The sequence below is a fragment of the Noviherbaspirillum aridicola genome, from assembly GCF_019656455.1.
Lineage (GTDB): Bacteria > Pseudomonadota > Gammaproteobacteria > Burkholderiales > Burkholderiaceae_D > Noviherbaspirillum > Noviherbaspirillum aridicola.
The window spans coordinates 166,377-192,623 of sequence record NZ_BPMK01000006.1 but is presented as its reverse complement, the minus strand read 5'-3'; the positions used below and the strand labels follow the sequence as shown (position 1 = coordinate 192,623).

The following is a 26,247-nucleotide window of genomic DNA, read 5'->3' as shown; positions in this document are numbered from 1 at the left end:
CCCGCCAACAGCCCGAGGAGCCGCCCATGCCGTCCGCCATCAGCCTGCTCAAGCCGCATGAAAAAGACATCGGCGGCTTTTTCGTGCGCCGTCTGCTGCCCGCCCATCCGCACAGGATGGTCGGTCCCTTCATCTTCTTCGACCACATGGGACCGGCCGGCTTCGATGCCGGGCGCGGCCTGGACGTGCGGCCGCATCCGCATATCGGGCTGGCGACCGTCACCTATCTGTTCGAGGGGGCCATCCTGCATCGCGACTCGCTCGGCAGCCTGCAGGAAATCCATCCCGGCGACGTGAACTGGATGACGGCGGGCGCCGGCATCGTGCATTCCGAGCGCTCCCCGGACCGGGTGCGCGAGGCCGGCGGACCGGTGCACGGCATCCAGGTCTGGGTGGCGCTGCCGAAGGAACATGAACAGACGGCGCCGGGTTTCGAGCATCATCCGGCCGCCACGCTGCCCGAGATACGGCAGCCCGGCGTGCGCATGCGGCTGATCGCCGGCTCCGCCTTCGGCAAGACCGCGCCGGCCACCACGTTCTCGCCGCTGTTCTACCTGGCAGTGGAGATGGAAGCGGGCGCGCGTTTCGTGCTGCCGCCGGAATATCCGCAACGGGCCGTGTATGCGGTCGATGGCGACGTGTCGGTGGAACTGCAGGCGCTGCCCGAGCGACACATGGCCGTGCTTCCCGAGGGACAAGAAACTACAATAGAGGCCCGCACCGCATCGCGCCTGATGCTGCTCGGCGGCCAGCCGCTCGACGGCGACCGCTTCATCTGGTGGAATTTCGTCGCCAGCAGCAAGGAGCTGATCCTGCAGGCGAAGGAACGATGGAGGGCGCAGGATTTCGGCCGGGTGCCGGAAGAGACGGAATGGATTCCGCTGCCGGATGAACCGAAACCGGCCGAGTCTTTCAGTTAAACTTCCGCCCTGGCATTTTCAGGATGGATTGAATGAATATCAACGGAGACCCGAAGACGGCTGCCGCCGGCTCCGAAAAAATCATCAGGCTGCTCGCCTCGTCGCTGCTGCCCACCCGCCACGGCGAGTTTCGCATCCACGTCTACCAGCCGGTCGACGAGACCGTCGAGCATGTCGCCCTGGTCAAGGGCGACGTCGCCGGCAAGGATGGCGTGCTGGTGCGCGTGCATTCCGAGTGCCTGACAGGCGACGTACTCGGGTCGATGCGCTGCGACTGCGGCGAGCAGCTCGACGCCGCGATGGCGAAGATCGCCGAGGCCGGCGAGGGCATGATCCTCTACCTGCGCGGGCATGAAGGCCGCGGCATCGGACTGGCCAACAAGATCCGCGCGTATCAGCTGCAGGACCAGGGCCAGGACACGGTGGAGGCCAACCTCGCGCTCGGCCTGCCGGTCGATACCCGCGACTATGAGGTCGCTGCCCGCATCCTGTCCCACCTCGGGGTCAAGAGCATTCGCCTGATGACCAACAATCCGCGCAAGATGAACAAGCTCGCCGACTACGGCGTGGTGGTCAACGAGCGCATCCCGGTCATCACCCCGCACACGCCCCACAACATCGGCTACCTGCGCACCAAGCAGCAAAAGCTGGGTCACATGTTCGACTTCGAATAAGGAAGACGGCGGCGCCGCCGTCTTCCATCAGCCGTTCCACAACACGATGAAATCCGTCTTTCTGTCGGCAGCCCTGCTGCTTGCCTCCGCTGTCGCCCACGCCGCCGAGCCCATCCGCATCGGCATGATAGAAGGCATGTCGGGCGCCTTCGCCAATGCCGGCCAGGCGGTCGTGCGCAACCTGCGCTTTGCGATCGATCGCATCAATGCCGGCGGCGGCGTCGCGCTGCCCGGCGGCGCACGCCCGCTGGAGCTGGTCATATGGGACAACAAGCAGGGCGTGGAAGAGTCCCTGGTGGGGCTGCGCCATTTCGCCGACCAGCGCATTCCCTTCATCGTGCAGGGCAACAGCTCGGCGGTGGCGGCGGCGCTGATCGACGCGGTGGACAAGCACAACCAGCGCTCCCCGCAGTCGCGCATGCTGTTCCTGAACTACTCGGCGGTCGACCCGGCGCTGACCAATGAAAAATGCAGCTACTGGCATTTCCGCTTCGATGCCCATGCCGACATGCGCATGCATGCGCTGACCGAGGTGATCAGGGGCGACAGCGGCGCGAGCAAGGTCTACCTGATCGGGCAGGACTACAGCTTCGGCCAGCAGCTTGCGCGCTCGGCGCGTGCCCAGCTTGCCGCCAAGCGTCCGGACATCGCGATCGTCGGCGACGAGCTTCACCCGATCGGCAAGATCAAGGATTTCAGTCCCTACATCGCCAAGATCAAGGCGAGCGGCGCCGATACCGTCATCACCGGCAACTGGGGCAACGATCTCACGCTGCTGGTCAAGGCCGCGCGCGAACAGGGCCTCAACCTGAAGTTCTATACCTTCTATGGCAATGGCCTGGGGGCGCCGGCATCGATCGGCGACGCCGGCGTCGGCCGCGTGCGCGCGGTGGCGGAATGGCATCCGAATACCGGCGCCGGCCGCCGGGACGGCGCCAGCGACGATTTCTATCTCGACTTCCGCAGGCGTTACCCGAAGCCGGAAGAGGATTATGTGCACCTGCGCATGCAGCTCATGATCGCCATGCTCGCCGACGCGGTCCGCAAGGCGGGCGGCACCGAAGCCGCGGCGGTCGCCAGGGCGCTCGAGGGCGCGCGCTACCGCAATGCCTTCCATGAAGCGACCATGCGGGCCGAGGACCACCAGCTGATCCAGCCGCTGTATGTGTCGGTGATGCAGAAGGCCGGCGATGCCGGGCTGCGCTTCGACAATGAAGGCAGCGGCTACGGCTTCAAGACCGAGCGCTATCTCGCGCCGGCGCAGACCGCCTTGCCGGGTACCTGCAGGATGCGGCGCTGAGCCCTCAGCTGCGCAGGTAGGCCTCGGCCGCATAGCGGCGCATCGTGCGGTGCGAATTGAAGAGCACCGCGTTGTGCCCGATGGTTCCCTTCATGACCTCGACCCAGCCCGCGCGGTCGTGGAAAAACAGCGGCAGTACCACGTCGCCCAGTTTTTCATACAGCAGCCGCGCATGCTCCTGCGGCGCCGCCACTTCATTCTCGGTGCCGATGGCCCATCCCGTCACGCCTTCGATGCAGCCCTCCATCCACCAGCCGTCCAGCACGCTGAGGCTCGGCACGCCGTTGAAGGCGGCCTTCATGCCGCTGGTGCCCGAGGCTTCGAGCGGCGGCAGCGGGGTGTTGAGCCACACATCCGCGCCCGCCGTCATCAGCCCGGCGATTTCCATCGTGTAGTCCGGGATGAAGGCGCCGCGAATGTCTTCCCTCAGGTCGCCGAGGCAGGCGTGCACCATCTCGATGAGGCGCTTGCCGTCAGTGTCGCGCGGATGGGCCTTGCCGGCGATGACGAGCTGCAGCGGATAGCGGCGGGCGATCGAACGCAGGCGCGCGAGGTCGGTAAACAGCAGGTCGGGCCGCTTGTAGCCGGTCATGCGGCGCGCGAAGCACAGCGTCAGCGCGCCTTCCTGCAGGCTGACGCCGCAGCGCTCCCGCACCAGCGCGAACAGCGCGTGCCGGGCCTGCTCATGCGCGGCCCAGATCGATTCGGCGTCGACCAGGCCGATGCGCATCAGCGCTTCCGGCTCCAGCTTCCAGTCCGGAAAATGGCGGTCATATAGCTGCCGGAAGGCGGGGCTGGTCCAGGTGCGGGGATGCACGCCGTTGCTGATCGCATGCACGCGGAAACCGGGGAACATGCGGCGCGAGACCTCGGCGTGGCTCTTGGCGACGCCATTGACATAGCCGCTCAGGTTGAGCGCGAACTGCGTCATGTTGAAGTGCTGTTCGCCGCCCAGCCGCCGCAGCAGTTCGGTATCGGCGTCCGGGCCCAGCAGGCGGCGTAGCAGCTCATAGGGGAACTTGTCGTGGCCCGCCTCGACCGGCGTGTGGGTGGTGAATGCGCATTGCGCGCGCACCGGCGCCGTGCTGCCGTGCGCGCCGCTCCGCAGGAGTTCCAGGCACAGCAGCGCGGCATGGCCTTCGTTCAGGTGATAGCGGGAGACGGTGAAGCCGAGCGCGCGCAGCATGCGCACGCCGCCGATGCCCAGCACGATCTCCTGCTTGAGGCGGTACTCCGGATCGCCGCCGTACAGGAAATGCGTGATGCGCCGGTCTTCCTCGCTGTTCTCCGGCAGGTCGGCGTCGAGCAGCAGGACCGGGATGCGGCCGTCGCCTTCCCCCTGCAGACGGTAAAGCCAGGCCATGATCCAGACGTCCCGGCCGTCGATCGACACCGCGACCTTGGCCGGCAGTGCATGGGCGTGCTGCGCCGGATTCCAGGGCGAGGGATGCTCGACCTGACGGCCGCCTTCGGTGATCTCCTGCCTGAAATACCCGGCACGGCTGACCAGCGTCACGCCGACCACGGGCAGTGCGAGATCGGCGGCCGAGCGCATCATGTCGCCGGCGAGGACGCCGAGGCCGCCGCTGTAGGTGGGAAGCTGAGAGTCGAGCGCGATCTCCATGGAAAAATAGGCGACGCGCGGGGTGTGGAGGTCTTCTTTCAATTCGAGCGATTGCATGCCTGCTCCCACTGACGGTGATGACTGTCCGCCCAAGGATGCCCAATGCGGGCAGGGCTGAAAATCGCCTCGCCCCGTTTTCGCTGCGGGTTTTGACTCAGGTCAACGGAATCAACGGAAGGCGGCGCCTGCCTTTGCGGTCAGCGCGCGTCCGTAAGGCGCAGGCGCAGGACCTCGACCCGCCCGATGCTGCCGACGACCGCCAGCGCGCCGATGCAGCCGGCGCCGACCGGCAGGTCGACCGTGGTCCAGTCGCCGCGTGCCGTCTTCGGCGGCGGCTGGCGCAGCCAGCCGGCGGCGGCGGGGCCGGGATCGACCGCATAGTCGCGCAACGGCAGCGACAGGCCCAGGCCGGTGGCCTTCGACACCGCCTCCTTGCGGCACCAGCAGCGCATGGTCGCCAGCCGCGCATCGGGCGCGCGGCGCAGCGCGGCGAGTTCATCGGGATGGAAGCCGGCGGCGATGTCGCGGTATTCCTGCGCGGCGTCGGCCGACTCGATGTCGATGCCGACCTGCGGATGCGCGGCCACCGCTACCCAGAGCTGGCTGCCCGCGTGACTGATGTTGCAGCCGACGGTGCAGCCTTCCAGTTCCGGCTTGCCCCAGGTGCTGATGCGGATGAGCTGGCGCGGGTTCATTCCGCCGTAGTGCGCGGCGACGGTGCGCAGCAGCGCGCGTCCCAGCAGATTGCGCAGGCTGTCTTCCGGCCGCGTGAAGCGTGCCGCCCGCGCGTGCTCGTCCGGCAGGGTGCGAGCCAGCGCATAGTCGCGCAGGGCGTCCTGGCTGCGCCAGTCGATCGCCAGCCCGATGCACACCGCCGACCCCGCCATCAGCGGCGGAAAGTCGATCGCGAAAGGCTGGTCGGCGCGCACCCCGGCGTCGCGCGGAAGCAGCTGGACGGAGAGTGCGGAAGAGGCTGGGGGCATCTGCTGGCTGAACACGGCAAAAGATGCGCAATCATACGGCAGATGCACGCCCTTCGCCCGCTGCGGCGCATCAGATCGCCATGTACCGGCCGGGACGATGGTTGATGGCCAGGATCATGTTCAGCATGGCCGCGCCGAGCAGCGAAATGAACACCGCCGGCAGCGAGATCAGCGGGATCGCGCACAGCAGGATGGCTGCATCGAGCGCGAGCTGCACCACGCCGGCGCGGATGCCGAAGCGCTCCTGCAGCCACAGCACGAGCACGTTGATTCCGCCGAGGCTGGCCCGGTGACGGAACAGCACGAGCAGGCCGACGCCGCACAGCAGGCCGCCCATGACGGAGCCGTAGATGGTGTTGAGTTCGTCGAGGTGCAGGACCATCGGCAGCAGCTCGGTGCTGGCCGACAGCAGCGCCACCGCGCAGAAGGTCTTGAGCGTGAACTTCCATCCCATCTTCCTCACCGCCAGCACATAGAAAGGAATATTGATGGCGAAGAACAGCTTGCCGAAACTGATGCCGGTCAGGTAATGCAGCAGGAAGGCGATGCCGGCGGTACCGCCGGTGATCAGGCCGGCCTTGCCGAGGAAGGCGACGCCGAGCGATACCAGCAGGGTGCCGGTGACGAGCGCCTGCGCATCTTCGAAGGCGCTGTGTTTCGACAAGGGCTTCTGCATGGCGGACGATGCGGGTTCGGCGGACAGGGTGTTTGCTGCGCCGGCGGCGGGTAGGCCGGCGGCGGATAGGTGCTGGGTCATGGCGGACGACACGTGGGGCGCGCGCCCCGCTTGTGGTGGAACGGCGCCGGTTGACAAAAGTTCAGGCGCGCAAGCTTATCGCATGCGCGCCGCGAATTTTATTGACCCCGGTCAAGAAAATCCAGCAGCTTCGCGCGCGGCCGGGCGCTGCCGGCGCAGCCTGCGGCATATAAAACGGTAGCGGTTTTTTTTCGCCGCCGATGCTTCGGCGTGCGCTTGCCATTTCCTCCATTTCTTCAGGTCTTCCGCATGGATTTCGAATACTCGCCAAAGGTCGCCCGGCTGCGCCGGAAATTGCTCGATTTCATGGAAAACTACGTGGTGCCCAACCTCGGACTGTGGCGCAGCCAGGGCGGCAACGCGCTCGCCCATCCCGAGTGCGTGGAGCAGCTCAAGGAACTGGCGCGGGAGGAAGCGCTGTGGAATCTGTTCCTGCCCTCGCAGCTGAGCAATCTGGAATACGCGCCGCTGGCGGAGATCATGGGGCGGGTGCACTGGGCGGCGGAGGTGTTCAACTGCAGCGCTCCCGATACCGGCAACATGGAGCTGCTCGAGAAATTCGGCAGCGATGCGCAGCGGGAGCGCTGGCTCGCGCCCCTGCTCGACGGTAGCATCCGCTCGTGCTTCGCGATGAGCGAACCGGACGTCGCTTCGTCGGACGCGACGAACATACAGCTTGCCATTCGCCGCGAGGGCGATCATTACCTGATCAACGGACGCAAGTGGTTCATTTCCGGCGCCGCGCATCCGCTGTGCCGCTTCGCCATCGTCATGGGCGTGACCGATGCCACGGCAGACCCGCATGCGCGGCAGAGCATGGTGATCGTGCCCATGGACGCGCCCGGCCTGGAAGTGGTGCGCAACATCCCCGTCATGAGCCACAGCTTCCCCGGCGGCCACTGCGAACTCGTGTTCCGCAATGTCCGGGTGCCGGTCTCCCAGCTGCTCGGCGAGGAGGGTGCGGGCTTCGCCATGGCGCAGGCGCGCCTCGGGCCGGGCCGCATTCATCACTGCATGCGCTCGATCGGGCAGGCCGAGCTGGCGCTGGAGCTGATGTGCGAGCGCGCCGCGGACCGGCGCAGCTTCGGCCATTACCTGCACCAGCACGGCGCGGTGGCGGAAAGCATCGCGCTGTCCCGGATGGAGATCGAGCAGGCCAGGCTGCTGGTGCTCAAGACGGCCTGGAAGATAGACCGTGAGGGCGCGCGCGCCGCGGCGCCCGAGATTGCGATGATCAAGGCCGTGGTGCCGCGCATGCACACCGCGGTGTGCGATCGCGCGATGCAGGTCTTCGGCGCGATGGGACTCAGTCCCGACACGCCGCTGGCGGAACTCTGGACCTGGGGCAGGGTGCTGCGTATCGCCGACGGCCCGGATGAAGTGCATATCCGCAGCGTGGCGCGGCAGGAGATGGCGGCGGCGGCCGGGAGGCGCGGGGCCACGCTGCCCTGGCTGCAGACGCCCGAGGGAGTGTGAGTACCATGGGCGGAGCCGACGGAGTATGAGGCGCGCTGAAGCATTCCATCAGTTCCACTAGAATGGCAGGCATGTCGTCCCGTTCCGCCGGAACGCGGGACATGCTTCCGCCTTTCGCTCCATGACCCCCGATACCGCAGCAGAACAGCCGACCATTCCCGCCATTGCCGTTCCGCTGCTGTCGCTTGCCGCCTTCGGCAGCGGCGTCTCGCTGCGCCTGACCGATCCGATGCTGCCGCAGCTCGCGGCTGAATTCGCCGTCACCCTCGGCGACGCTTCGCTGGTGATCACCGTGTTCTCGATCGCTTACGGGCTGTCGCAGCTGTTCTTCGGTCCCGTCGGCGACCGCTACGGAAAATATTTCGTGATCGGCTGCGCCTCGCTCGCCTGCGCGCTGACGGCGGTGCTGTGCGGTCTCGCACCGGGCTACCATGCGCTGCTCGGCGCGCGCCTGCTCGCCGGGGCGACGGCGGCTGCGGTCATTCCGCTGGCGATGGCCTGGATAGGCGACGTGATTCCGTATCAGCAGCGGCAGCCGGTGCTGGCGCGCTTCCTGATCGGACAGATTCTCGGCCTGGCGGCGGGCGTACTGCTCGGCGGGATGGCGGCGGACGCGCACAACTGGCGCCTGCCGTTTCTGCTGGTGGCGGTGGTCTTTCTCGTCGTCGGGGTGGCCCTGCTGCGGCTCAACCGCCGCCTGCCGCCCGCCGCGCGCCGCACCAGCCGTCAGCCCGGCCCGGCGCTGCCGCGCATGGTTTCCGAGTTCGCGCAGGTGCTCGCCCGCCCATGGGCGCGCCGCGTGCTGCTTGCTGTCTTTCTCGAGGGCGCGCTGCTGTACGGCGCATTTGCGTTCATCGCCTCGCATGTGCACCACCGTTTCGGCCTGTCCCTGACCTCTGCGGGATCGATGGTGATGCTGTTCGGGCTCGGCGGCTTCGTGTTCGCGCTCGCCTCGGCGCGGCTGGTGCGCGGGCTCGGCGAAACCGGCCTGTCGCTCTGGGGCGGCGTCCTGGTGGCGGCCGCCTTCGTCGCCATCGGCGTCGGCCCGGCGTGGTGGTGGGCGGTGCCGGGCTGCTTCTGCGCGGGTCTCGGCTTCTACATGCTGCACAACACGATGCAGATCAACGCCACGCAGATGGCGCCCGAGCGGCGCGGCGCGGCGGTGTCGGCGTTTGCCTCCAGTTTCTTCCTCGGCCAGTCCATCGGCGTCGGCATCGCCGGCGCGCTGGTCGAGCGCCTCGGCACCGGGCGCATCATGGTCATCGGCGCCGTAGGGGTGCTGATGGTGGCCTGCGGATTCTCCGCCGGCCTGCGAAAACGTTTGAAACCCCAATAAAAGAACAACAGACCGAGAGGAGACAAGCATGGCAGAGCAACCCGTCTGGATACCCACGCCCGAACGCATCGCAGCCAGCCGCATGCACGACTACATGCAATGGCTGCGACGCGAGAAACAGCTCGACTTCGACGGCTACGACGCGCTGTGGCAATGGTCGGTGGACCGGCTGCCCGAATTCTGGGATTCCATCTGGCGCTATTTCGACGTCCAGTCCTTTGCGCCGTTTTCCCAGGTGCTCGAACGGGAAGCGATGCCCGGCGCCCGCTGGTTCCCGGGTGCGCGCCTGAATTTTGCGCAACAGCTGTTCCGCTTTCATGAGGATGAACCCGAGCGCGTGGCGGTGATCGGCAAGTCGGAACTGCGCCCGACGCTGACACTGAGCTGGCGCGAGCTGCGCCGGCAGATCGGCAGCGTTGCCAACGCCCTGCGCGAGATGGGCGTGCAGCCGGGCGACCGCGTAGTGTCCTACCTGCCGAACATTCCGGAGACGGTGGTCGCTTTTTATGCCTGCGCCAGCATCGGCGCGATCTGGTCGAGCTGCTCGCCCGACATGGGCACGCCGAGCGTGCTCGACCGCTTCGGCCAGATCGGCCCCAAGGTGCTGTTCGCGGTGGACGGCTATCGCTACGGCGGCAAGGACTTCGACCGCCGCGAGGTGGTGCGTTCGCTGGCCGGCTCGCTGCCGACGCTGGAGCACCTGGTGGTGCTGCCGTATCTGCACCGGGAAAACACGATCGCGGACAGCCGCAGCTGGCAGGATCTGCTGGCATTCGACGGCACGCCCGATTTTGCCGCGCTGCCATTCGACCATCCGCTCTGGGTGGTGTACTCATCGGGTACCACCGGGCTGCCGAAGCCGATCGTGCACGGCCAGGGCGGCGTGCTGCTGGAGTCGCTCAAGGGGCATGCGCTTCATAACGGCATCGGGCCGGACGACCGCTTCAACTGGTTCTCCACCACCGGGTGGATCATGTGGAACAGCCAGGTCACGGCCTTGCTCACCGGCGCCGCCATCGCCGTCTACGACGGCAACCCCGGCTATCCCGACCTCGGCGTGTTGTGGCGCTTCGCCGAGGAGGCGGAACTGACCGTGTTCGGGGCCGGCGCCGCCTGGTTCGCCAACTGCATGAAGGCGGGCATTTCGCCGACGACGATCGCCGACCTGCATCGCCTGCACACGATAGGCGCGACCGGCTCTCCCTTGCCGGCGGAAGCCTTCGACTGGATCTACCGGGAGTTCGGCCAGCAGGTGCTGCTGGCGCCGATCAGCGGCGGCACCGACATCGCCGCCGCTTTCGTCGGCGGCTGTCCCATCCTGCCGCTGTATGCCGGCGAGATGCAGTGCCGCTGCCTCGGCGTCGCCGTGCATGCGATGGACGAGCAGGGCAAGCCGCTGCAGGACGAGGTGGGCGAACTGGTGGTGACCCGGCCCATGCCGTCGATGCCGCTGTATTTCTGGAACGATGCGGATGGACGCCGCTACCACGACAGCTATTTCGACATGTATCCCGGCTGGTGGCGCCACGGCGACTGGCTGCGGATCACGCCTCGCGGCGGCGCCGTCATCTACGGCCGCTCCGACACCACCATCAATCGCCACGGCGTACGCATGGGCACCAGCGAAATCTACAGGGTGGTGGAGGGCCTGCCGGAAGTACTCGACAGTCTGGTGGTGGACCTCGAGTATCTCGGACGGGAGAGCTACATGCCGCTGTTCGTGGTGCTGCGGCCCGGGATCGCGCTCGACGAGCCGCTGCGCCGCCGCATCGGCGATGCGCTGAGGACCTCGCTGTCGGCGCGTCACGTGCCGAACGATATCTTCGCCGTGCCGGAAATCCCGCGCACCATGAGCGGCAAGAAGATGGAGCTGCCGGTCAAGAAGCTGCTGCTCGGCATGCGGGTCGAGGAGGTCGCCAACCGGGATGCGATGAGCAATCCGGACAGCCTCGGCTGGTTCATGGCATTCGCGGGCGAACGGCAGGCGCGGGAGCCGGCCGGGGACAAGTGATCTGCCTCAACCCGGCCTTCGGCCTGGCCGCTACCATCGGCAAATCACCTTACCGGGACAAACGATGAGCAACGACCAGGACTGGCAGACCGAGACCTACAAAGGCATGGAAGTGCATGTGAGCCCTTTGCCGCGCGACGGCGGCAACTGGGATTTCACGGTGCGCGTCGCATGGCCTGGGGAGGACAGCAGCAGCGAGGCGGAACTCGCCGCCGCGTCGGGGGACGACGCCGACTATCCAAGTCCCGAGGCCGCGGTGGCTGCAGGCTTTGCCCGCGGCTACCGGATGGTGGACGAGCTGCAGGCCCGCTAGCGGCGCTCAGCCGTATCGGCGTCCATACGGCTTGTCCGCGCGCTGCGCGCCCATGCCGGCCGCCCAGCGCCCGAGCGGCACTTCCAGCCATCGATGAAAGGCATAACCGGCCGCCAGGCTCGCCACCCAGGCGAGCACGACGCCGGCCATCTGCACCTCCGCGTCGCGCGGCGCGAAACGCTGGAAGGCGGCATTCACCACCAGGCTCACCGGGAAATGCACGAGGAACACGGCGTAGGAAATCCGTCCGAGGAAGCCGAGCACGGCCGAATGCTCGCCGGGCACCCGCAGGCGCAGCCGGAACACCAGGATCAGCAGCAGCGCGATGCCGAGCGCGAGCGCGATGCGCGAGCGGAAGTCCACGAGCAGCGCGATGCCGCCCAGCGCGAGAACGGCGGTCGTCAGCAGTCCGCCCGCGCGCTCGTGCGAGCAAGCCCACCATGCCAGCGCCCCGAGCGCATAACTGCCGAAGAAATACGGCGCCCACACATCCCAGTCGGGGTCCAGGTTCAGGTGCCACAGCGAGAGCGCGGCCAGCGCCATCACCGCCAGCGCCGCGGCGCGCTGCCCGCCGCCGCCGGCGCGCACCAGCCATAGCAAGGCCGTGAGCAGCGCATACAGCTGAAAATCGATCGCCACGTACCAGGCGCCGGCGGACAGGGCCTCCAGCCCGAGCACATCGTGCAGCAGCAGCGCATGGGCGGCGAGCTGCTGCGGCGTGGCGGGGGCGGAGATGGACGCATGCTGCATCCACGCGCGCGCCAGCTCGGAGGCGAGCGCGGCGATCAGCATGGCCGCGATGAAGGGCGGCGCCAGTTTCAGATACCGCCGCAGCAGCAGCCAGTGCGGTTCGCGCAGCAGGACCGCCGGCGCCGCCGACAGCGACCGCGCCGCCAGGAAACCGCCGAGCACCAGGAAGGCCTGTACCGCGATGCGCGCGTCGCCGGCGAGCCAGGCGAAGAGGTCGGGCAGCAGGGGAGCGGCGACATCCGTCATCGGGCCGTAAAAGGCCAGGTGATGGAGAACGATGAGATTGGAAGCGATGGCCTTGACGGCGTCGATGAGGCCTAGGCGGTGGACGGCGGCGACGGACACGGGAGAACGCGGGGTTGAAAACCCGTCATTTTCTCATGCTTCAGTGCAAAGTTTCCTGGGGCACGTTTTTGTCATCGCGCGCGTGGCGCTCGACCACCGCATTGATCTCCGCGCCGAACAGCAGCACCGCCGCCGAGAGAAAGAAGTACAGGAGCAGCACCACGATCGCGCCGAGGCTGCCGTAGGTGGCGTTGTAGTCCGCGAAACTGCGGACGTAATAATCGAAGGCGAGCGAGGCGAGAATCCAGACCACGACCGCCACCGCCGCGCCCGGGGTGATCAGCCTGAAACGATGGGACACGTTGGGCGCTGCCCAGTAGAGAATGGCCAGGGCCAGCATCATCAGCACCAGCGCCGCCGGCCAGCGCACCCAGGCCCAGAGCGTGACGAACAGCTGCTCGAGCCCGACCTGGTGGGCCAGCCACTGCATGAACTGCGGCCCGACCACCAGCAGCACCGCCGCCGAGATCAGCAGCACGGCCAGGCCGAGCGTATAGAACACGGACAGCGGGTACAGCTTCCACGCCGGACGGGTTTCGCGCACGTCGTAGGCGACGTTGAGCGCATTGATGACCGCCCGCACCGCGGCCGACGCGGTCCAGAGTGCGAGCAGCACGCCGATCGACAACAGGCCGCCCTGTTGCTGCTGCAGCTCGCCGATCACCTGGTTCACCTGGGGCATGGCCTGCTGCGGCACCAGCATCTCGGCATGCTGGCGCAGCCAGTCGAAGAACTGCGGCACCCGCAGAAAGCCCAGCAGGGCGATGAGGAAAATGACGAAGGGGAAAATCGAGAACAGTACCTGGTAGGCCATCGCCGAGGCATGGGTGCTCATGTCGTCGTCGATGAAGTTCCTGAGCGCGGCCCTGGCCACCTCGAAAAAGCCGCGTGCTCGCTTCCCCGCTTTCCCCATCCGCAGTTACCCCTCCGGTCAGTGGCGGCGGCCGGGCACCGGATTCATCGCGCGCTTGGCCAGGTAGGTGCCCGCCAGCACCGCGCCCGCCGCCACGATCATGGAGCTGGTCGGGAAGCCGCGCATGGTGTTCATCGCGATCTCGCCCGCGCGCGGCGCGGTCAGCTGCAGCCTGCGCTTGGTCATTTCCGCGCCCAGCTCGCCGAGGCGTCCCGCCAGCAGGCGCTCCGCCTGCGGCAGCAGCGTCGTTTCCTCGTCGGCCACGTGGTGCATCACATCCCGCATCAGCGCCATGAAGGTATCGTCATAGGCGGGATTGTCGGGAGTCATCGTCCGCAGTTCGGTGATCAGGCGGCGCATCTCGCTGTGCTCCGGCACGGCGCGGCCGAGGAAGTCGCCGTCGCCGCCGGCGGCACGCATGGCGGGGTAGAAAATTTCCTCCTCCAGCTGGGCATGGATCTCCAGCGCGAGGCATACGGTGCTGACGAGCGCCTGCTTGGTCTGCGGGCGGGAGTCGATTTCATACTGATGGAAAGTCTCCATCACGGTGGTGTGATCCATGCGGATCATGTTGGTGATGGTGGGCGACAGCGACTCGGTAATCGATTTCATTGCTTCCTCCAGGGTGGCTTGAGATCGGGCAAGGCGGGGCCGCCGCCCGCTGCTTGGAGCGGGATGACGGCATGACAGTTTCAAATGCTTTTCAGAACCGGCCGTTGCCCTGGTCCGGCGCCGCGCCGCGATGGCGGGCTTCGTCGGCCGTGGGCTTGTTCGGCACGCCGGGTTCGGAGATTTCTTCCAGCGCCCCTTCGACGCTGGCGCCGGTCCGGGTCGCCGCATCCCCCAGGGAGACCATGCCCGTCAGCTCGAGGTTGCGGTTGACGACCGGAAGGCGGCGCACCTGGGCGTCGCCCATCTCCAGCAGGACTTCGTCCACCGTCTGATCGTCGAAACACCAGCGCACGTCGCCGCTCATCACTTCATCCACGCGGCACTGCTGCGGATCGCGCCCCTCGGCGCTTGCCCGGATCGTGATGTCGCGGTCGGTGATCATCCCGCGCAGCTTGCGGCCATCGCAGACGGGCAGGGCGCCCACATTCCAGTCGCGCATCATCTGCGCCGCGCGCTGAAGATTGTCGTCCGGCCCGATCACGGTGACGTCGCCGGTCATGATTTCGGAAATCTTCGTGCTCATTGCGTTCTCCTTTGCATCCTTGGCTGGTGCTGCCGGGGAAAGCCCGGCGGGCAGGACATTGAACGCAGCAAGACGCCTGCCAGCATCGCAGGGCACTGCAGTGTCCGACGCGCGCTGGCGGGCGGTATAAATTACGCGGCGCCCGGAAAAGTTTTCGTAACATCGCGTTACATGCCGTCGCCCGCGTCCTGTTACAGTTGCGGATTATTCGGACCAGAGGGGAAAACGGTGCGCAGGAAATCGCGACCAGCAAAACGCAGCGGCAAGGGCAAGTCTTTTTCGGGGAAGGGATGGCTGCTCAAAGCCTCCCTCGCGCTGGCCGGCGTCGCCGCTGCCGGCGTCGCCCTGATCTTCGCGTATGCGTTTCTCATCGTCGCGCCCAGCCTGCCGGATCTCGACGCGCTGGTCGATTACCGACCCAAGATCCCCCTGCGGGTCTACACCGCCGACAATGTGCTGATCGGCGAGTTCGGCGAGGAGCGCCGCGATTTCGTGCCGATCGCGGAGATGCCGGCGGCCATGAAAAAAGCGCTGCTGGCGATCGAGGACGACAACTTCTACGAACACGACGGCGTCAACTATTCGAGCATCGCGCGTGCCGTGGTCGCCAATCTCCGCAGCAGCCGTTCGCAGGGCGCCTCCACCATCACCATGCAGGTGGCCCGCACCTTCTACCTCAGCCGCCAGAAGACCTACGCCCGCAAGATCCAGGAAGTCATGCTCGCCTACGAGATCGAGCGTCGCCTGAGCAAGGACCAGATCCTCGAGCTCTACATGAACCAGATCTATCTCGGCGAGCGGGCCTACGGCTTCGGCAGCGCCGCGCGCGTCTATTTCGGCAAGCCGGTGCAGGAACTCACCGTCGCCGAAGCGGCAATGCTCGCGGGCTTGCCCAAGGCGCCGGCGGCCATGAACCCGGTGGTCAATCCCGTCCGCGCGCGTCAGCGGCAGCAGTACATCCTGACCCGCATGCGCGATCTCGGCTATATCTCCGCGGCGCAGTACGAGAAGTCGGCGCAGGAAAAGCTGACGGTGCGCAAGGATAGCCGCCGTTTCGCCACCCATGCCGAACACGCGGCCGAACTGGTGCGGCAGGCGATGTATGCCCAGTACAAGGACGAGATCTACACGCGCGGCTTCAATGTCTACACCACGCTCGACAGCGCGCAGCAGGACGCGGCATATGCGGCCGTGCGCAAGGGCGTGCTCGACTACGAAAGGCGGCATGGCTATCGGGGTCCGGAGGCGCACGTGGAGCTCACCGGCGACCAGGACGATCGCGAGCAGGCGATTTCCGAAATCCTGCTCAAGCATCCCGACAGCGATGAGTTGCGTTCCGCCGTCGTCACCGCGGCTTCAGCGAAGGGAGTGCGGGCGCAGCTGCTGTCGGGCGAGCAGCTCGAGATCAGCGGCGACGGACTGCGTTTCGCCGCGCCGGCGCTCGGCGCCAAGGCGAAGAACCGCATCCGGGCCGGCTCCGTCATCCGGGTCGTGCAGGATGCGCGCAAGCGCTGGGCCATCACCCAGCTGCCCGAAGTGGCTGCCGCCTTCGTTGCGCTCGACGCGCGGGACGGCAGCTATCGCGCGCTGGTCGGCGGCTTCGACTTCGCCCTCAACCAGTTCGACCACGTGACCCAAGCCTGGCGCCAGCCCGGCTCCAGCATCAAGCCGTTCATCTATTCGGCCGCGCTCGAGAAGGGGCTCTCGCCGGGGACCATGATCAACGATGCCCCGTTTTTCATCGACCCCGCGCAGACCGGCGGCAAGGTCTGGCAGCCGCAGAACGACGACGGCAGCGCCGACGGCCCGGTCAGCATGCGCACCGCGCTCAAGCGCTCGAAGAACCTGGTCTCGATCCGCATCCTGCAGACGATCACGCCCGTCTATGCGCAGGACTGGCTCGGCCGCTTCGGATTCGATCCCGACCGCCATCCGGCCAACCTCACGCTGACGCTCGGCACCGGCGCGGTGACACCGCTGCAGCTGGCGGCGGCCTACGCGGTATTCGCCAACGGCGGCTACCAGGTGCAGCCGCAGCTCATCCGCAAGGTCACCGACGCCCGCGGCAATCTCCTGAGCGAATACGTGCCCGAGCCTGCGTCGAGCGAAGGTCAGCGGGTCATCGACGAGCGCAACGCCTTCATCATGGACAGCATGCTGCGCGACGTGGTCGGCGGCGGCACCGCCTATGCGGCCAGCCAGCGACTCGGACGGCGCGACCTCGCGGGGAAGACCGGCACCACCAACGATGCGGTCGACGGCTGGTTCGCCGGATACGGCGGCGACACGGTGGCGGTGGCATGGATGGGTTACGACAAGCCGCGCTCGCTCGGCGGTCGTGAATTCGGCGGCACCGTGGCGCTTCCGATCTGGATCGACTACATGAAGACGGCGCTGCGCGGGCAGCCGCCCGTCCAGCGCGCCGCGCCCCCGGGCCTGGTGCAGGTCGACGGCGACTGGATGTATGCGGAATACCAGGGATCCGGCCAGGCCGTCGAGTCGGTCGACGTCAGCCCGGTGCGCAACTTCCTCGAACGGCTGTTCGGCAACTGGCCTTCGGCGCCCGCGCCGTCGCCGGCACCGTCACGGCAGCAGCGGACGGAGGAGCCCTGGGACTCGTCCATCTACCGGGGCGGCAACTAGTACAACGGCCGCATTTTTGCTGTACGGATAAACATACTGTTGATTTGTACAGTACTTGTGGTACAGTAACGCCATCTCAACCCGCTTGAAGAAAAAGGAGATGCGCCATGGCTTACCTGCACCAACCCGTCGGCTCCCGTTTCGGCGTCGAATACGCCCCCACCTCGTTCCTGATGCGCGTGGGCCGTCGTGAAATCTTCGTCTGCCGCGATTTCCGCAAGCGCTATTACCGGGTCAACCCCATCCTCGACTGCAGCGCGGGCGTGGAACCGGGCCATGTCGAATTGCTGCTGCTGCGCCGCTGGCTCGTCATCCTCTCCCGTGCGCGCTGATCAACCGAAGAACCAGTAGCAGACCGCGACCGCGGCCACCACGCCGGCCAGGTCGGCCAGCAATGCGCAACCCACTGCATGGCGGGCGCGCTGTATGCCGACCGCGCCGAAATAGACCGCCAGCACATAGAAGGTCGTCTCCGTGCTTCCCTGTATGGTGGCGGCGACCAGTGCGGGAAAGCTGTCCACCCCCGCGGATTTCATCAGCTCGATCAGCATCGCGCGCGCGGCGCTGCCGGAAAACGGCTTGACCAGCGCCGTGGGCATCGCTTCCACGAACCGGCTGTCGAGGCCGCCGGCTTCGACCAGCCAGCGCAATCCGGCCAATGCGAAGTCGAGCGCGCCCGATGCGCGCAGCACGCCGACCGCGCACAGCATCGCCACCAGATAGGGCAGCAGATTGCGCGCGACGTCGAAACCTTCCCGCGCGCCCTCGATGAAGCATTCATAGACCTGGATCCGCCGCCAGGCGCCAAACACCAGGAAGCACAGCACGAGGCCGAAAAGCACCAGGTTGCCGGTCAGGGAGGAAGCCGCCGCCAGCGTCGCCGCCGACATGCCCGCGAGAGTGCTCATGATCCCGCCCAGCACCAGCGCCGCGCCGGCGAGCCAGGCCAGCACCACCGGGTCCCAGAGGCGCAGACGCTGCATCAGCGCCACCGACAGCAGGCCCGCCAGGGTGGATGCCGATGTCGCCAGCAGGATGGGAAGAAACACCATCGTCGGGTCGGCCGCTCCCTGCTGCGCGCGGTACATGAAGATCGATACGGGCAGCAGGGTCAGCGACGACGCGTTCAGCACCAGGAACAGGATCTGGGCGTTGGTGGCGGTACCGGGCACGGGATTGAGTTCCTGCAGCGCCCGCATCGCCTTCAGACCGATCGGCGTTGCCGCATTGTCCAGTCCGATCGCATTGGCGGTGAAGTTGAGCGTGATGAGACCGAGCGCCGGATGACCGGCGGGGACTTCAGGCATCAGGCGCCGGAAGAGCGGCGCGAGCAGCCGCGCGAGGATATCGACCAGCCCCGCCTTCTCGGCGATGCGCAGAAAGCCGAGCCACAGCGTGAGCGTGCCGAACAGCAGGATCATCACCTCGACCGACAGCTTGGCCATCGCGAACAGGCTCTCCACCATCGCGGCGAACACCGCCGCCTCGCCGGCCGCGAGCCAGCGTATCGCGGCGCTCGCCGCGGCAATCAGGAAAAAGCCCAGCCACAGGGCGTTCAGCATGTCGTCATCCTTCCTGGCGTGAAGCGGGCGCGGGCGGCGCGGGAATGCGCGCATGCGCCAGTGTCGAAAAGCACGGCAGGATAGCATCCGGCAAGTCCGCGGCCCAGATGGCGTTTGAATCTAAGAGCTGAATAGGAGCGTCCTGTAGCACGACGGCGACATCGAAATTTCATCTGTATTTTCCGCGCGCCCGCCTGTCATAGCGCTTGAAACGGCGACCGCCCGCGGCAAGGGTCCACCCGCGGGCGCGCGTCGTCCGGCCGGCGCCACGAGTGCCGGCGCAGCAGACAGACAGGACCCGCTGCCGAGAGAAATGACCATGGCATCGACCGCGCCAGACCATGCCCGGAGCCTGCCCATTCAGCAGGTTGCGCCCCGCAACGAAAGGGAAGACACGATACAGCTCGGGCGCTATCTCGCCTTCCTGTACGACTACCGCTGGCTGATCGCGGGCGTCGCGCTCGCGCTGACCCTGCTCGGCGCCCTCCATGCGCTGCTCGGCAAGCGGGTTTATGAAGCCAATATTCTGATCCAGGTGGAGGACAGTACGAAATCCAGCGCCGGCGCGCCGAAGAACATCCAGACCGACCTGTCGACGGTGTTCGACATCAAGACGGCCACCGCGTCCGAAATGGAAATACTGCGGTCGCGCGCCGTCGTCGCCCGCGCCGTCGACAGGACCCATCTGCACATACAGGTGCGCCCGCGCTACGTCCCGCTGATCGGCGAATGGCTCGCCCGGCGCAGCAAGACGCTGACCGGGCCCTTGCTGCCCCAGCTTGAAGGCTATGTCTGGGGCGCCGAGTCGGCGCGCGTGCCGGCATTTACGGTACCGGAGGAGTTCGAAGGGACTGAATTCATCCTGACCGCGCTCGGCGACAGCCGCTACCGGCTTCGCCTCGACGAGCACGGCATCGCGCTGGAAGGAAGGACAGGCGAGACGCTGTCGGCCGATACCGAGCATGGCCGGATCGCGCTGCGCGTCGATCAGATCCACGCGCTGCCCGGGGCCGAATTCCTGCTGGTGCGCCACAACCGCCTCGAGACGATAGAGGGCGTGCGCAAGAAGCTCAAGATCACCGAGAACCGCAAGGATTCGGGCATCATCGAAGTCGCGCTCGAGGGTGACGGTGCGAGGTCCACCAGCGGCATACTCAACGAGATCGGACGTGAATACGTGCGGCTCAACGTCGAGCGGAAATCGGAAAAAGCCAAAAAATCGCTGGCCTTCCTCGACCGCCAGCTGCCCGACCTGAAGACCGAGCTGGACAGTTCCGAGGAGCGCTACAAGGCCTTCAGAAACCGGCACCGCACCTTCGATCTCGGCACCGAGGCGCGCACGATGCTCGAGCGCCTGGTCTGGGTGCAGAACCGGATGACGGAACTGCAGCAGAAGCGCGTCGAGCTGCTGGTCAAGTTCGAGGAACAGCATCCCGCGCTGGAAGAGGTGGGCCGTCAGCTCGCGGTGCTCGGCCGGCAGCTCGGCAGCCTCGAGACCGGCCTCAAGTCGCTGCCCGAACTGGAGCAGGAGGTGGTGCGGCTGCAGCGGGACGTGAAGGTCAATACCGAGCTGTACACCTCGCTGCTCGCGACCGCCCAGCAGCTGCGGCTGGTGACGTCGAGCGAGGTCGGCAACGCGCGCATGCTCGACGCCGCGGAAGCGCCGGTGCGGCCGGTGCGGCCCAGGCCGCCGCTGGTGATTCTGCTGTCGGCGATGACGGGACTGCTGCTTGGCGTGGTCGCCGCGTTCTGCAAGAAGAATCTCTACGGCAGGCTGGACGCGCCGGAAGAGATCGAGCAGACCCTGGGCCTGCCGGTCGCGGGCGTCATCCCCTACAGCGAGAACCAGGACAGGCTGTACGGCCAGATGCGCCGCGAAGGCAAGATGTATCCGGTGCTGCCCTGCGACGCGCCCGCCGACCGGTCGATCGAAAGCCTGCGCCGGCTGCGCACTTCGATGCAGTTTTCCATGCACGATGCCAGCAACAACATCATCATGGTGACCGGACCGACGGCGGGCGTGGGCAAATCCTTCGTCACCGTCAATTTCGCCGCCGTGCTCGCGTCGTTCGGCAAGCGGGTGCTCGTCATCGATGCCGATCTGCGGGCCGGCAACCTGCACCGGTATTTCGGCGTGGAGCGGCATCTCGGACTGTCCGACGCCGTGCACGACCCGGCGCTGTTCGACCGGGCCGTGCACCGCCATGCGGTGCGCAATGTCGACTTTCTGGCCACCGGCGCGCTTCCCGAGCGCACCGGAGAACTCCTCGCCGACAACGGACTGGCGGTCCTGCTCGAACAGTGCGCGCTGTGCTACGACGTGGTGCTGATCGATACGGCGCCGGTGCTGGCGGTGTCCGACGCCCTCGAGGTCGCGCCGCACGCCGGCACGATACTCAACGTGGTGCGCGCCGGGCTGAGCACCGTGCGCGAAATCGAAGACGCGGTCAAGCAGCTGAACCAGGCCGGGCAGACGGTGACGGGCGTGGTCTTCAACGACCTGAAGTCCCGGGCGACGCATTATGAATACGGCCGCCAGGCCGATGAGGGAAGACGTTGAAGAGAGCGCCGCACTCCGGAGACCTGCAGCGGCGGCGCCTGCTGCTCGCGGCCGCCGCCGCGCTCATGCCCTGGCGGGCGGCGGCCGGCGGCCAGGTGAAATCAAGCGACACGGTCAGCATCCTGGATTTCGGCGCGCAGCCGGGCACCGACTGCACCGGGGCCTTCAACCAGGCGTGTTCCGTCGCCCGGCGCGTGCATGTTCCGGCGGGCGAATACCTGCTGCGCGAGGCCGGCTGGCCGTCGGATACCGAGATCTTCGGCGACGGGGATCGCAGCATTCTTCGCATGCCTGCCGACGCGGCCTATCTGATCACGAACGACAGCGGAAGCGCCTCGCCGCGGCAGAACATCGCCGGACTGCTCATGCGCGATCTGCAGCTGCGGGGCAGCTGCGATGCCGACGGCATGTCCGAATTCCGCCACCTGGTCAGTCTCAACGGCGTGTCCGGCGTGCGCTTCGAGCGCGTGCTGTTCCGGGGCTTTCGCGGCGATGCGGTCTATCTCGGATCCGGCAACCGTGGCGCCAGCGAACGGCACAATACCGACGTCGTCATCGCCGACTGCCGCTTCGACGGCATCAACCGCGAGAACCGCAACGGTATCAGTGTCATCGATTGCGATGGCTTGTTGGTCGACGGCTGCAGGTTCGAGAACCTGACACGGCACAACATGCCGGGCGCGATCGATATCGAACCCAATCGCCATCCCTACCATGTCGTACGCCATATCCACCTGCGCGGCAACCGCTTCCGCCGGATCGGCGGCAGCGTCGGCGTGATCTCGGTCTACGTGCTGGCCGGCACGCCGGCGCCGCGGGACATACTGGTCGAGCACAACCTCAGCGAGGATTATCTCGGCACCGGCGGCTTTTTCCACTACAACGACAACCGGGCTCCGGCGCCGGAATCGGCGCACGCCAACGTCGTGGTGCGGGACAACGATGCGCGGCGCGGTGCGACGAGCTTCCTGCTCCTGAGCGGCAAGGGCATCGTCCTGGCCCGGAACCGTTTCCGCGACTTCGCCCACAGCGCGCGTATAGGATCGCCGGTGCCGGCGATGGCGGCGCGGGACATCGCACTGGAAGGCAATCTGCTGCAGCGCTGCGGCACGGCCGGTCAGAGCGCCGTGACGGTGCACAGCGTGGACGGACTGCGGTTCGCGTCGAACCGCTTCATCGACGCGGGCAGCGCGGCGGCCGCGACCTCGGCCGCCGTACTGTTCGGCCGGGGCCAATCGTCCGGCGTGAGCTTCGAGAACAACTGTTTCGAGACCGCCAGTCCGCGCCGCTTCATCGCGATCCGGAAGGATCCCGCCCATGTGCTGGACCCGGCGAGCAATCGCTTCGACGCCAATAGCCTCAACGGCCTGGCCAATTTCTTCCAGGCCGCGCAATGATGCGGCCGATTCGATGCAGCAGCCTCGTCCGCATCGAATCTTTGAACTTAACCCCGCCGCCCGCTTTGCCTACAGTGACACGGACCCGGCCGCGGAATCCACCGCCGAGCCGACGACCGTTCCACAAATGGAAGCCGCGCATGCCACTGCAATCCAACATCGCCCGCCTGAGCCACCGCATGCTTTCCCTGCCGCGCGCGAAGAAGATCCTGCTCATGATGGCGGCCGATCTGCTGGCACTGCCGCTGTGCTTCCTGGGTGCGATGCTGCTGCGTGTGCCGGACCTGCAGATCGTGTCCCAGTACGGCTGGCTTCCCTATCTTTTCACGCCGGTCGCGACCGTGCTGGTGCTGGCGGCCTGCGGCGTGTATGGCGCCGTCATCCGCTTCATCGACATCGGCATGCTGCTGCGGACCGGCGTCGTGCTCGCGCTGGTGATCGTCGCATCCTTTCTCGTCGCCTCGGCCTATGACTCGACCTCGCTGCCGCGGTCGGGGCTGGTGATCTACTGGTTCATCGCACTCTCGTGGATCACCGCGTCCCGGCTGTCGGTGCGCGCCTTCCTGCGCAGCGGCACCGGCATGACGGCGAGTCGTCCGGAACCCGTGGGCATCTACGGCGCGGGCGAAACCGGTGCGCGGCTGGCGCAGGCTTTGCGCGCCGAGGGCCGCTACGCGCCGGTCTGCTTCTTCGACGACAAGCGCGAGCTCAAGAGCAGGAATGTCGCCGGACTGAAGGTATTGCGCGCCGACCGCATCGGCGAGATCGCCGCGCAGACCGACATGCGGATGATCGTGCTCGCCTTGCCCGCCGTGTCGCCGGCGCGGCGGCGCGAGCTGGTGCACGCGATCCGTCGCGAAGGGCTGGCCGTCAAGACCGTCAACAGCCTGGTGGAACTGAGCGACGACGCGATCACGAGCCGATCCATACGCGATGTGAAGATCGAGGACCTGCTCGGCCGGGCGCCGGTGCCGCCGCAGCGGGAACTGTTCGCCGCCTGCGTGCGCGGCAAGGGCGTACTCGTGACCGGCGCGGGAGGATCGATCGGCAGCGAGCTGTGCCGGCAGGTGATGACGCTGGCGCCGCGCGCGCTTCACCTGCTGGATCACTCGGAGTTCGCGCTGTATTCGATCGAGCATGAATTGCGCGACCGCTGGCCGCACGTCCGGCTGCATGCGCACCTCGGATCGGTCTGCGATGCGGCGCTGGTTTCGCATATCCTGCGCACCGGCGCGGTGGATACCGTCTACCATGCCGCCGCCTACAAGCACGTGCCGGTGGTGGAGGCGAACATGGCCGAAGGCATCCGCAACAACGTGCTCGGCGCGCAGGTGATCGCGGACGCGGCACGCGCCCACGAGGTGCAGACCTGCGTGCTGATCTCCACCGACAAGGCGGTGCGGCCGACCAACATCATGGGCGCCACCAAGCGGGTGGCTGAACTGATCTTCCAGGCGGCGGCCGAGACCACGGATGCCGACGGCACCACCTACTGCATGGTGAGGCTGGGCAATGTGCTCGGCTCGTCCGGGTCGGTGATCCCGCTGTTCCGCCGCCAGATCGAGAGCGGCGGACCGCTCACCATCACGCATCCCGACGTGATCCGTTATTTCATGCTCATTCCCGAAGCGGCGCAACTGGTGATCCAGGCCGGGGCGATGGCGCGCGGCGGGGATCTCTTCGTGCTCGACATGGGCGAGCCGGTGCGGATTCTCGATCTCGCGCGAAGCATGATCGAGATGGCCGGAATGACCGAAAAGACCGCCGACAATCCGGGCGGCGACATGGAAATTTCCTTCATCGGCCTGCGGCCCGGGGAAAAGCTCTATGAAGAACTGCTGATCGGCGACAACACCCGGCCGAGCCGGCATCCCCGCATTCTCTGCGCCAATGAGTATTCGGTTCACCCGCTGCTGCTGGCCAAGCTCATCGAACGCCTGCTGGTAATCGCACGCAGCAACGACCCGTCACTGATCCGGTCCGCCATCAAGGCGATCGTGACCGAATACAGTCCCGAGCCGTGGGTCGGGCAGGGCGGCGCCCCGACTCGCCCTGCTGCCCAACCCGACTCCGCATACCGGCGCCTGCGCAGCCGCCGCCCGGCCGCAGCCATGCTGTTCGGCGTGGCCGTCCTGCAAACCCGCCGTGTCCCGCCAGGCCTGCGCCTGCCCGCCAACCTTGTCTCCGTCTCGCACTGAACGCCATGTACACACCACCGACTTCCATCAGCATCGCCGTCATCGGACTCGGCTATGTCGGGCTGCCGCTTGCCATCGAGTTCGGCAAGCGCTATCCGACCGTCGGCTACGACATCGACCCGCGCCGAGTCACGGAGCTGCGCGACCGCATCGACCGGACGCTCGAAGCGAGCCCCGAGGATCTGCGGGAGGCGGCGAGGCTCAGCTACACCACCGATCCGGAAGACCTGCGGCAGGCGAATGTCTACATCGTGACGGTCCCGACGCCGATCGACGATCACAAGCGCCCGGACCTTGCGCCATTGCTGGGCGCGGCGCGGACCGCCGGACGGGTCATCGGGCGGGGCGACGTGGTGGTGTTCGAATCGACCGTCTATCCCGGCGCCACCGAGGAGCTCTGCGTGCCGGTGCTGGAGCGGGAATCGGGGCTGCGCTGCAACGAGGATTTCGCGGTCGGCTACAGCCCGGAGCGCATCAATCCGGGTGACCGGGAGCGGCGCCTGACCACCATCGTGAAAGTGACGTCCGCCTCGACGCCGGAGGCGGCGGAGTTCGTCGACCGGCTGTACGCGGCGATCGTCCCCGCCGGTACCCACAAGGCCTCCTCCATCAGGGTGGCGGAGGCGGCCAAGGTCATCGAAAACACCCAGCGCGACCTCAATATCGCGCTGATGAACGAACTCGCGCTGATCTTCAATCGCATGGGCATCGATACCGAGGAAGTGCTGACCGCCGCCGGCACGAAGTGGAATTTCCTTCCGTTCCGCCCGGGCCTGGTGGGAGGCCATTGCATCGGCGTCGATCCCTACTACCTGACTTACAAGGCGGAAGCCGTGGGCTACCACCCGCAGGTGATTCTCGCCGGACGCCGCATCAACGATGGCATGGGCTGCTACGTGGCCGGGCAGCTGGTGCGGCAGATGCTGCGCCGGCGCATGCTGGTCGACGACGCCAATGTCCTGGTGATGGGGCTGAGCTTCAAGGAGAACTGTCCCGACCTGCGCAACAGCAAGGTGGTCGACATCGTCACCGAGCTCAAGACCTACAACATCAATGTCGATGTCTACGACCCCTGGGTCAACCCGGACAGCGCGCGGCACGAGTACGGCATCACCCCGGTCGCGATGCCGCACGCGGGGAAATACGACGCCATCGTTCTCGCGGTCGCGCACCGGCAGTTCCGCGAGCTGGGCGCGGCGGTGCGCAGCTACGGCAAGCGCCAGCATGTGCTGTACGACCTCAAGCACATCCTGCCGCGCGACGCCTCCGACCTCCGCCTGTAAGGAGCGC

The 26,247-nt window shown here is 66.9% G+C and carries 21 protein-coding genes; 13 read left to right on the top strand and 8 right to left on the bottom strand.

Annotated elements, in window-relative coordinates:
* The first annotated feature begins 26 nt into the window (after positions 1-26).
* Genes NCCP691_RS08370 through NCCP691_RS08360 form a run of 3 tightly spaced genes read left to right on the top strand, consistent with a single transcriptional unit; the run spans position 27 to position 2,894 of the window.
* Positions 27-920, top strand: a complete 894-nt coding sequence (locus tag NCCP691_RS08370) for a pirin family protein (RefSeq protein ID WP_220807802.1) — start codon at positions 27-29, stop codon at positions 918-920.
* Positions 921-952: 32 nt separating this feature from the next.
* Positions 953-1,594 (top strand): GTP cyclohydrolase II, encoded by a 642-nt coding sequence (gene ribA / locus NCCP691_RS08365; RefSeq protein ID WP_220807801.1) that lies wholly within the window; start codon positions 953-955, stop codon positions 1,592-1,594.
* A gap of 46 nt (positions 1,595-1,640) precedes the next feature.
* Positions 1,641-2,894 carry a branched-chain amino acid ABC transporter substrate-binding protein gene (locus NCCP691_RS08360; RefSeq protein ID WP_220807800.1) on the top strand — a complete coding sequence of 418 codons (1,254 nt, stop codon included), beginning with the start codon at positions 1,641-1,643 and terminating at the stop codon, positions 2,892-2,894.
* 4 nt (positions 2,895-2,898) lie between these two features.
* Here NCCP691_RS08360 and glgP read toward each other — a convergent pair whose 3' ends face one another.
* From glgP to NCCP691_RS08345, 3 genes are all read right to left on the bottom strand, one after another.
* A complete protein-coding gene (glgP, locus tag NCCP691_RS08355) occupies positions 2,899-4,575 on the bottom strand; it encodes an alpha-glucan family phosphorylase (RefSeq protein WP_220807799.1) in 1,677 nt (558 codons plus the stop codon).
* A gap of 140 nt (positions 4,576-4,715) precedes the next feature.
* Positions 4,716-5,501 (bottom strand): 4'-phosphopantetheinyl transferase family protein, encoded by a 786-nt coding sequence (locus NCCP691_RS08350; protein ID WP_220807798.1) that lies wholly within the window; start codon positions 5,499-5,501, stop codon positions 4,716-4,718.
* Positions 5,502-5,571: 70 nt separating this feature from the next.
* Positions 5,572-6,258: a YitT family protein gene (locus NCCP691_RS08345; RefSeq protein WP_373870333.1), complete on the bottom strand. Its 687-nt coding sequence runs from the start codon at positions 6,256-6,258 to the stop codon at positions 5,572-5,574.
* Positions 6,259-6,507: 249 nt separating this feature from the next.
* Between NCCP691_RS08345 and NCCP691_RS08340 the strand changes: the two genes are divergently transcribed.
* The 4 genes from NCCP691_RS08340 (at position 6,508) to NCCP691_RS08325 (ending at position 11,394) form a co-directional block, all read left to right on the top strand.
* Positions 6,508-7,734: an acyl-CoA dehydrogenase family protein gene (locus NCCP691_RS08340; protein ID WP_220807797.1), complete on the top strand. Its 1,227-nt coding sequence runs from the start codon at positions 6,508-6,510 to the stop codon at positions 7,732-7,734.
* Between the two features lie 121 nt (positions 7,735-7,855).
* Entirely contained in the window at positions 7,856-9,070 is a 1,215-nt protein-coding gene (locus tag NCCP691_RS08335) for an MFS transporter (RefSeq protein ID WP_220807796.1), read from the top strand.
* Between the two features lie 28 nt (positions 9,071-9,098).
* Positions 9,099-11,081, top strand: coding sequence for an acetoacetate--CoA ligase (locus NCCP691_RS08330; RefSeq protein ID WP_220807795.1), 1,983 nt, complete (start codon positions 9,099-9,101; stop codon positions 11,079-11,081).
* A 64-nt stretch (positions 11,082-11,145) separates the two neighbouring features.
* Positions 11,146-11,394: a hypothetical protein gene (locus NCCP691_RS08325; RefSeq protein WP_220807794.1), complete on the top strand. Its 249-nt coding sequence runs from the start codon at positions 11,146-11,148 to the stop codon at positions 11,392-11,394.
* Between the two features lie 6 nt (positions 11,395-11,400).
* On the opposite strand, the gene NCCP691_RS08320 is transcribed toward NCCP691_RS08325, so the two are convergent.
* The 4 genes from NCCP691_RS08320 to NCCP691_RS08305 form a co-directional block, all read right to left on the bottom strand.
* Positions 11,401-12,489 carry an acyltransferase family protein gene (locus tag NCCP691_RS08320; protein WP_220807793.1) on the bottom strand — a complete coding sequence of 363 codons (1,089 nt, stop codon included), beginning with the start codon at positions 12,487-12,489 and terminating at the stop codon, positions 11,401-11,403.
* Between the two features lie 40 nt (positions 12,490-12,529).
* A complete protein-coding gene (locus NCCP691_RS08315) occupies positions 12,530-13,402 on the bottom strand; it encodes a YihY/virulence factor BrkB family protein (protein WP_220807792.1) in 873 nt (290 codons plus the stop codon).
* Positions 13,403-13,420: 18 nt separating this feature from the next.
* Positions 13,421-14,014 carry a hemerythrin domain-containing protein gene (locus tag NCCP691_RS08310; RefSeq protein ID WP_220807791.1) on the bottom strand — a complete coding sequence of 198 codons (594 nt, stop codon included), beginning with the start codon at positions 14,012-14,014 and terminating at the stop codon, positions 13,421-13,423.
* 91 nt (positions 14,015-14,105) lie between these two features.
* A complete protein-coding gene (locus NCCP691_RS08305; protein WP_238482362.1) occupies positions 14,106-14,597 on the bottom strand; it encodes a CBS domain-containing protein in 492 nt (163 codons plus the stop codon).
* Between the two features lie 171 nt (positions 14,598-14,768).
* On the opposite strand from NCCP691_RS08305, the gene NCCP691_RS08300 reads away from it, so the two are divergent.
* On the top strand, positions 14,769-17,240 hold the full coding sequence (locus NCCP691_RS08300) for a penicillin-binding protein 1A (RefSeq protein ID WP_220807790.1): 2,472 nt from the start codon (positions 14,769-14,771) through the stop codon (positions 17,238-17,240).
* Between the two features lie 107 nt (positions 17,241-17,347).
* Positions 17,348-17,572: a hypothetical protein gene (locus tag NCCP691_RS08295; protein WP_220807789.1), complete on the top strand. Its 225-nt coding sequence runs from the start codon at positions 17,348-17,350 to the stop codon at positions 17,570-17,572.
* Here NCCP691_RS08295 and NCCP691_RS08290 read toward each other — a convergent pair whose 3' ends face one another.
* Complete coding sequence (locus NCCP691_RS08290; protein ID WP_220807788.1) at positions 17,573-18,802, bottom strand: spore maturation protein; 1,230 nt, start codon at positions 18,800-18,802, stop codon at positions 17,573-17,575.
* 319 nt (positions 18,803-19,121) lie between these two features.
* Here NCCP691_RS08290 and NCCP691_RS08285 point away from each other — a divergent pair, with 319 nt between their 5' ends.
* The 4 genes from NCCP691_RS08285 (at position 19,122) to tviB (ending at position 26,240) form a co-directional block, all read left to right on the top strand.
* Positions 19,122-21,362 (top strand): polysaccharide biosynthesis tyrosine autokinase, encoded by a 2,241-nt coding sequence (locus NCCP691_RS08285; RefSeq protein ID WP_220807787.1) that lies wholly within the window; start codon positions 19,122-19,124, stop codon positions 21,360-21,362.
* Positions 21,359-22,759, top strand: coding sequence for a right-handed parallel beta-helix repeat-containing protein (locus NCCP691_RS08280; protein ID WP_220807786.1), 1,401 nt, complete (start codon positions 21,359-21,361; stop codon positions 22,757-22,759). Before NCCP691_RS08285 ends, NCCP691_RS08280 begins: the two co-directional genes overlap by 4 nt.
* Before the next feature lie 140 nt (positions 22,760-22,899).
* Positions 22,900-24,957 (top strand): polysaccharide biosynthesis protein, encoded by a 2,058-nt coding sequence (locus tag NCCP691_RS08275; RefSeq protein WP_238482361.1) that lies wholly within the window; start codon positions 22,900-22,902, stop codon positions 24,955-24,957.
* Between the two features lie 5 nt (positions 24,958-24,962).
* On the top strand, positions 24,963-26,240 hold the full coding sequence (gene tviB / locus NCCP691_RS08270) for a Vi polysaccharide biosynthesis UDP-N-acetylglucosamine C-6 dehydrogenase TviB (RefSeq protein WP_220807785.1): 1,278 nt from the start codon (positions 24,963-24,965) through the stop codon (positions 26,238-26,240).
* Positions 26,241-26,247: the final 7 nt, after the last annotated feature.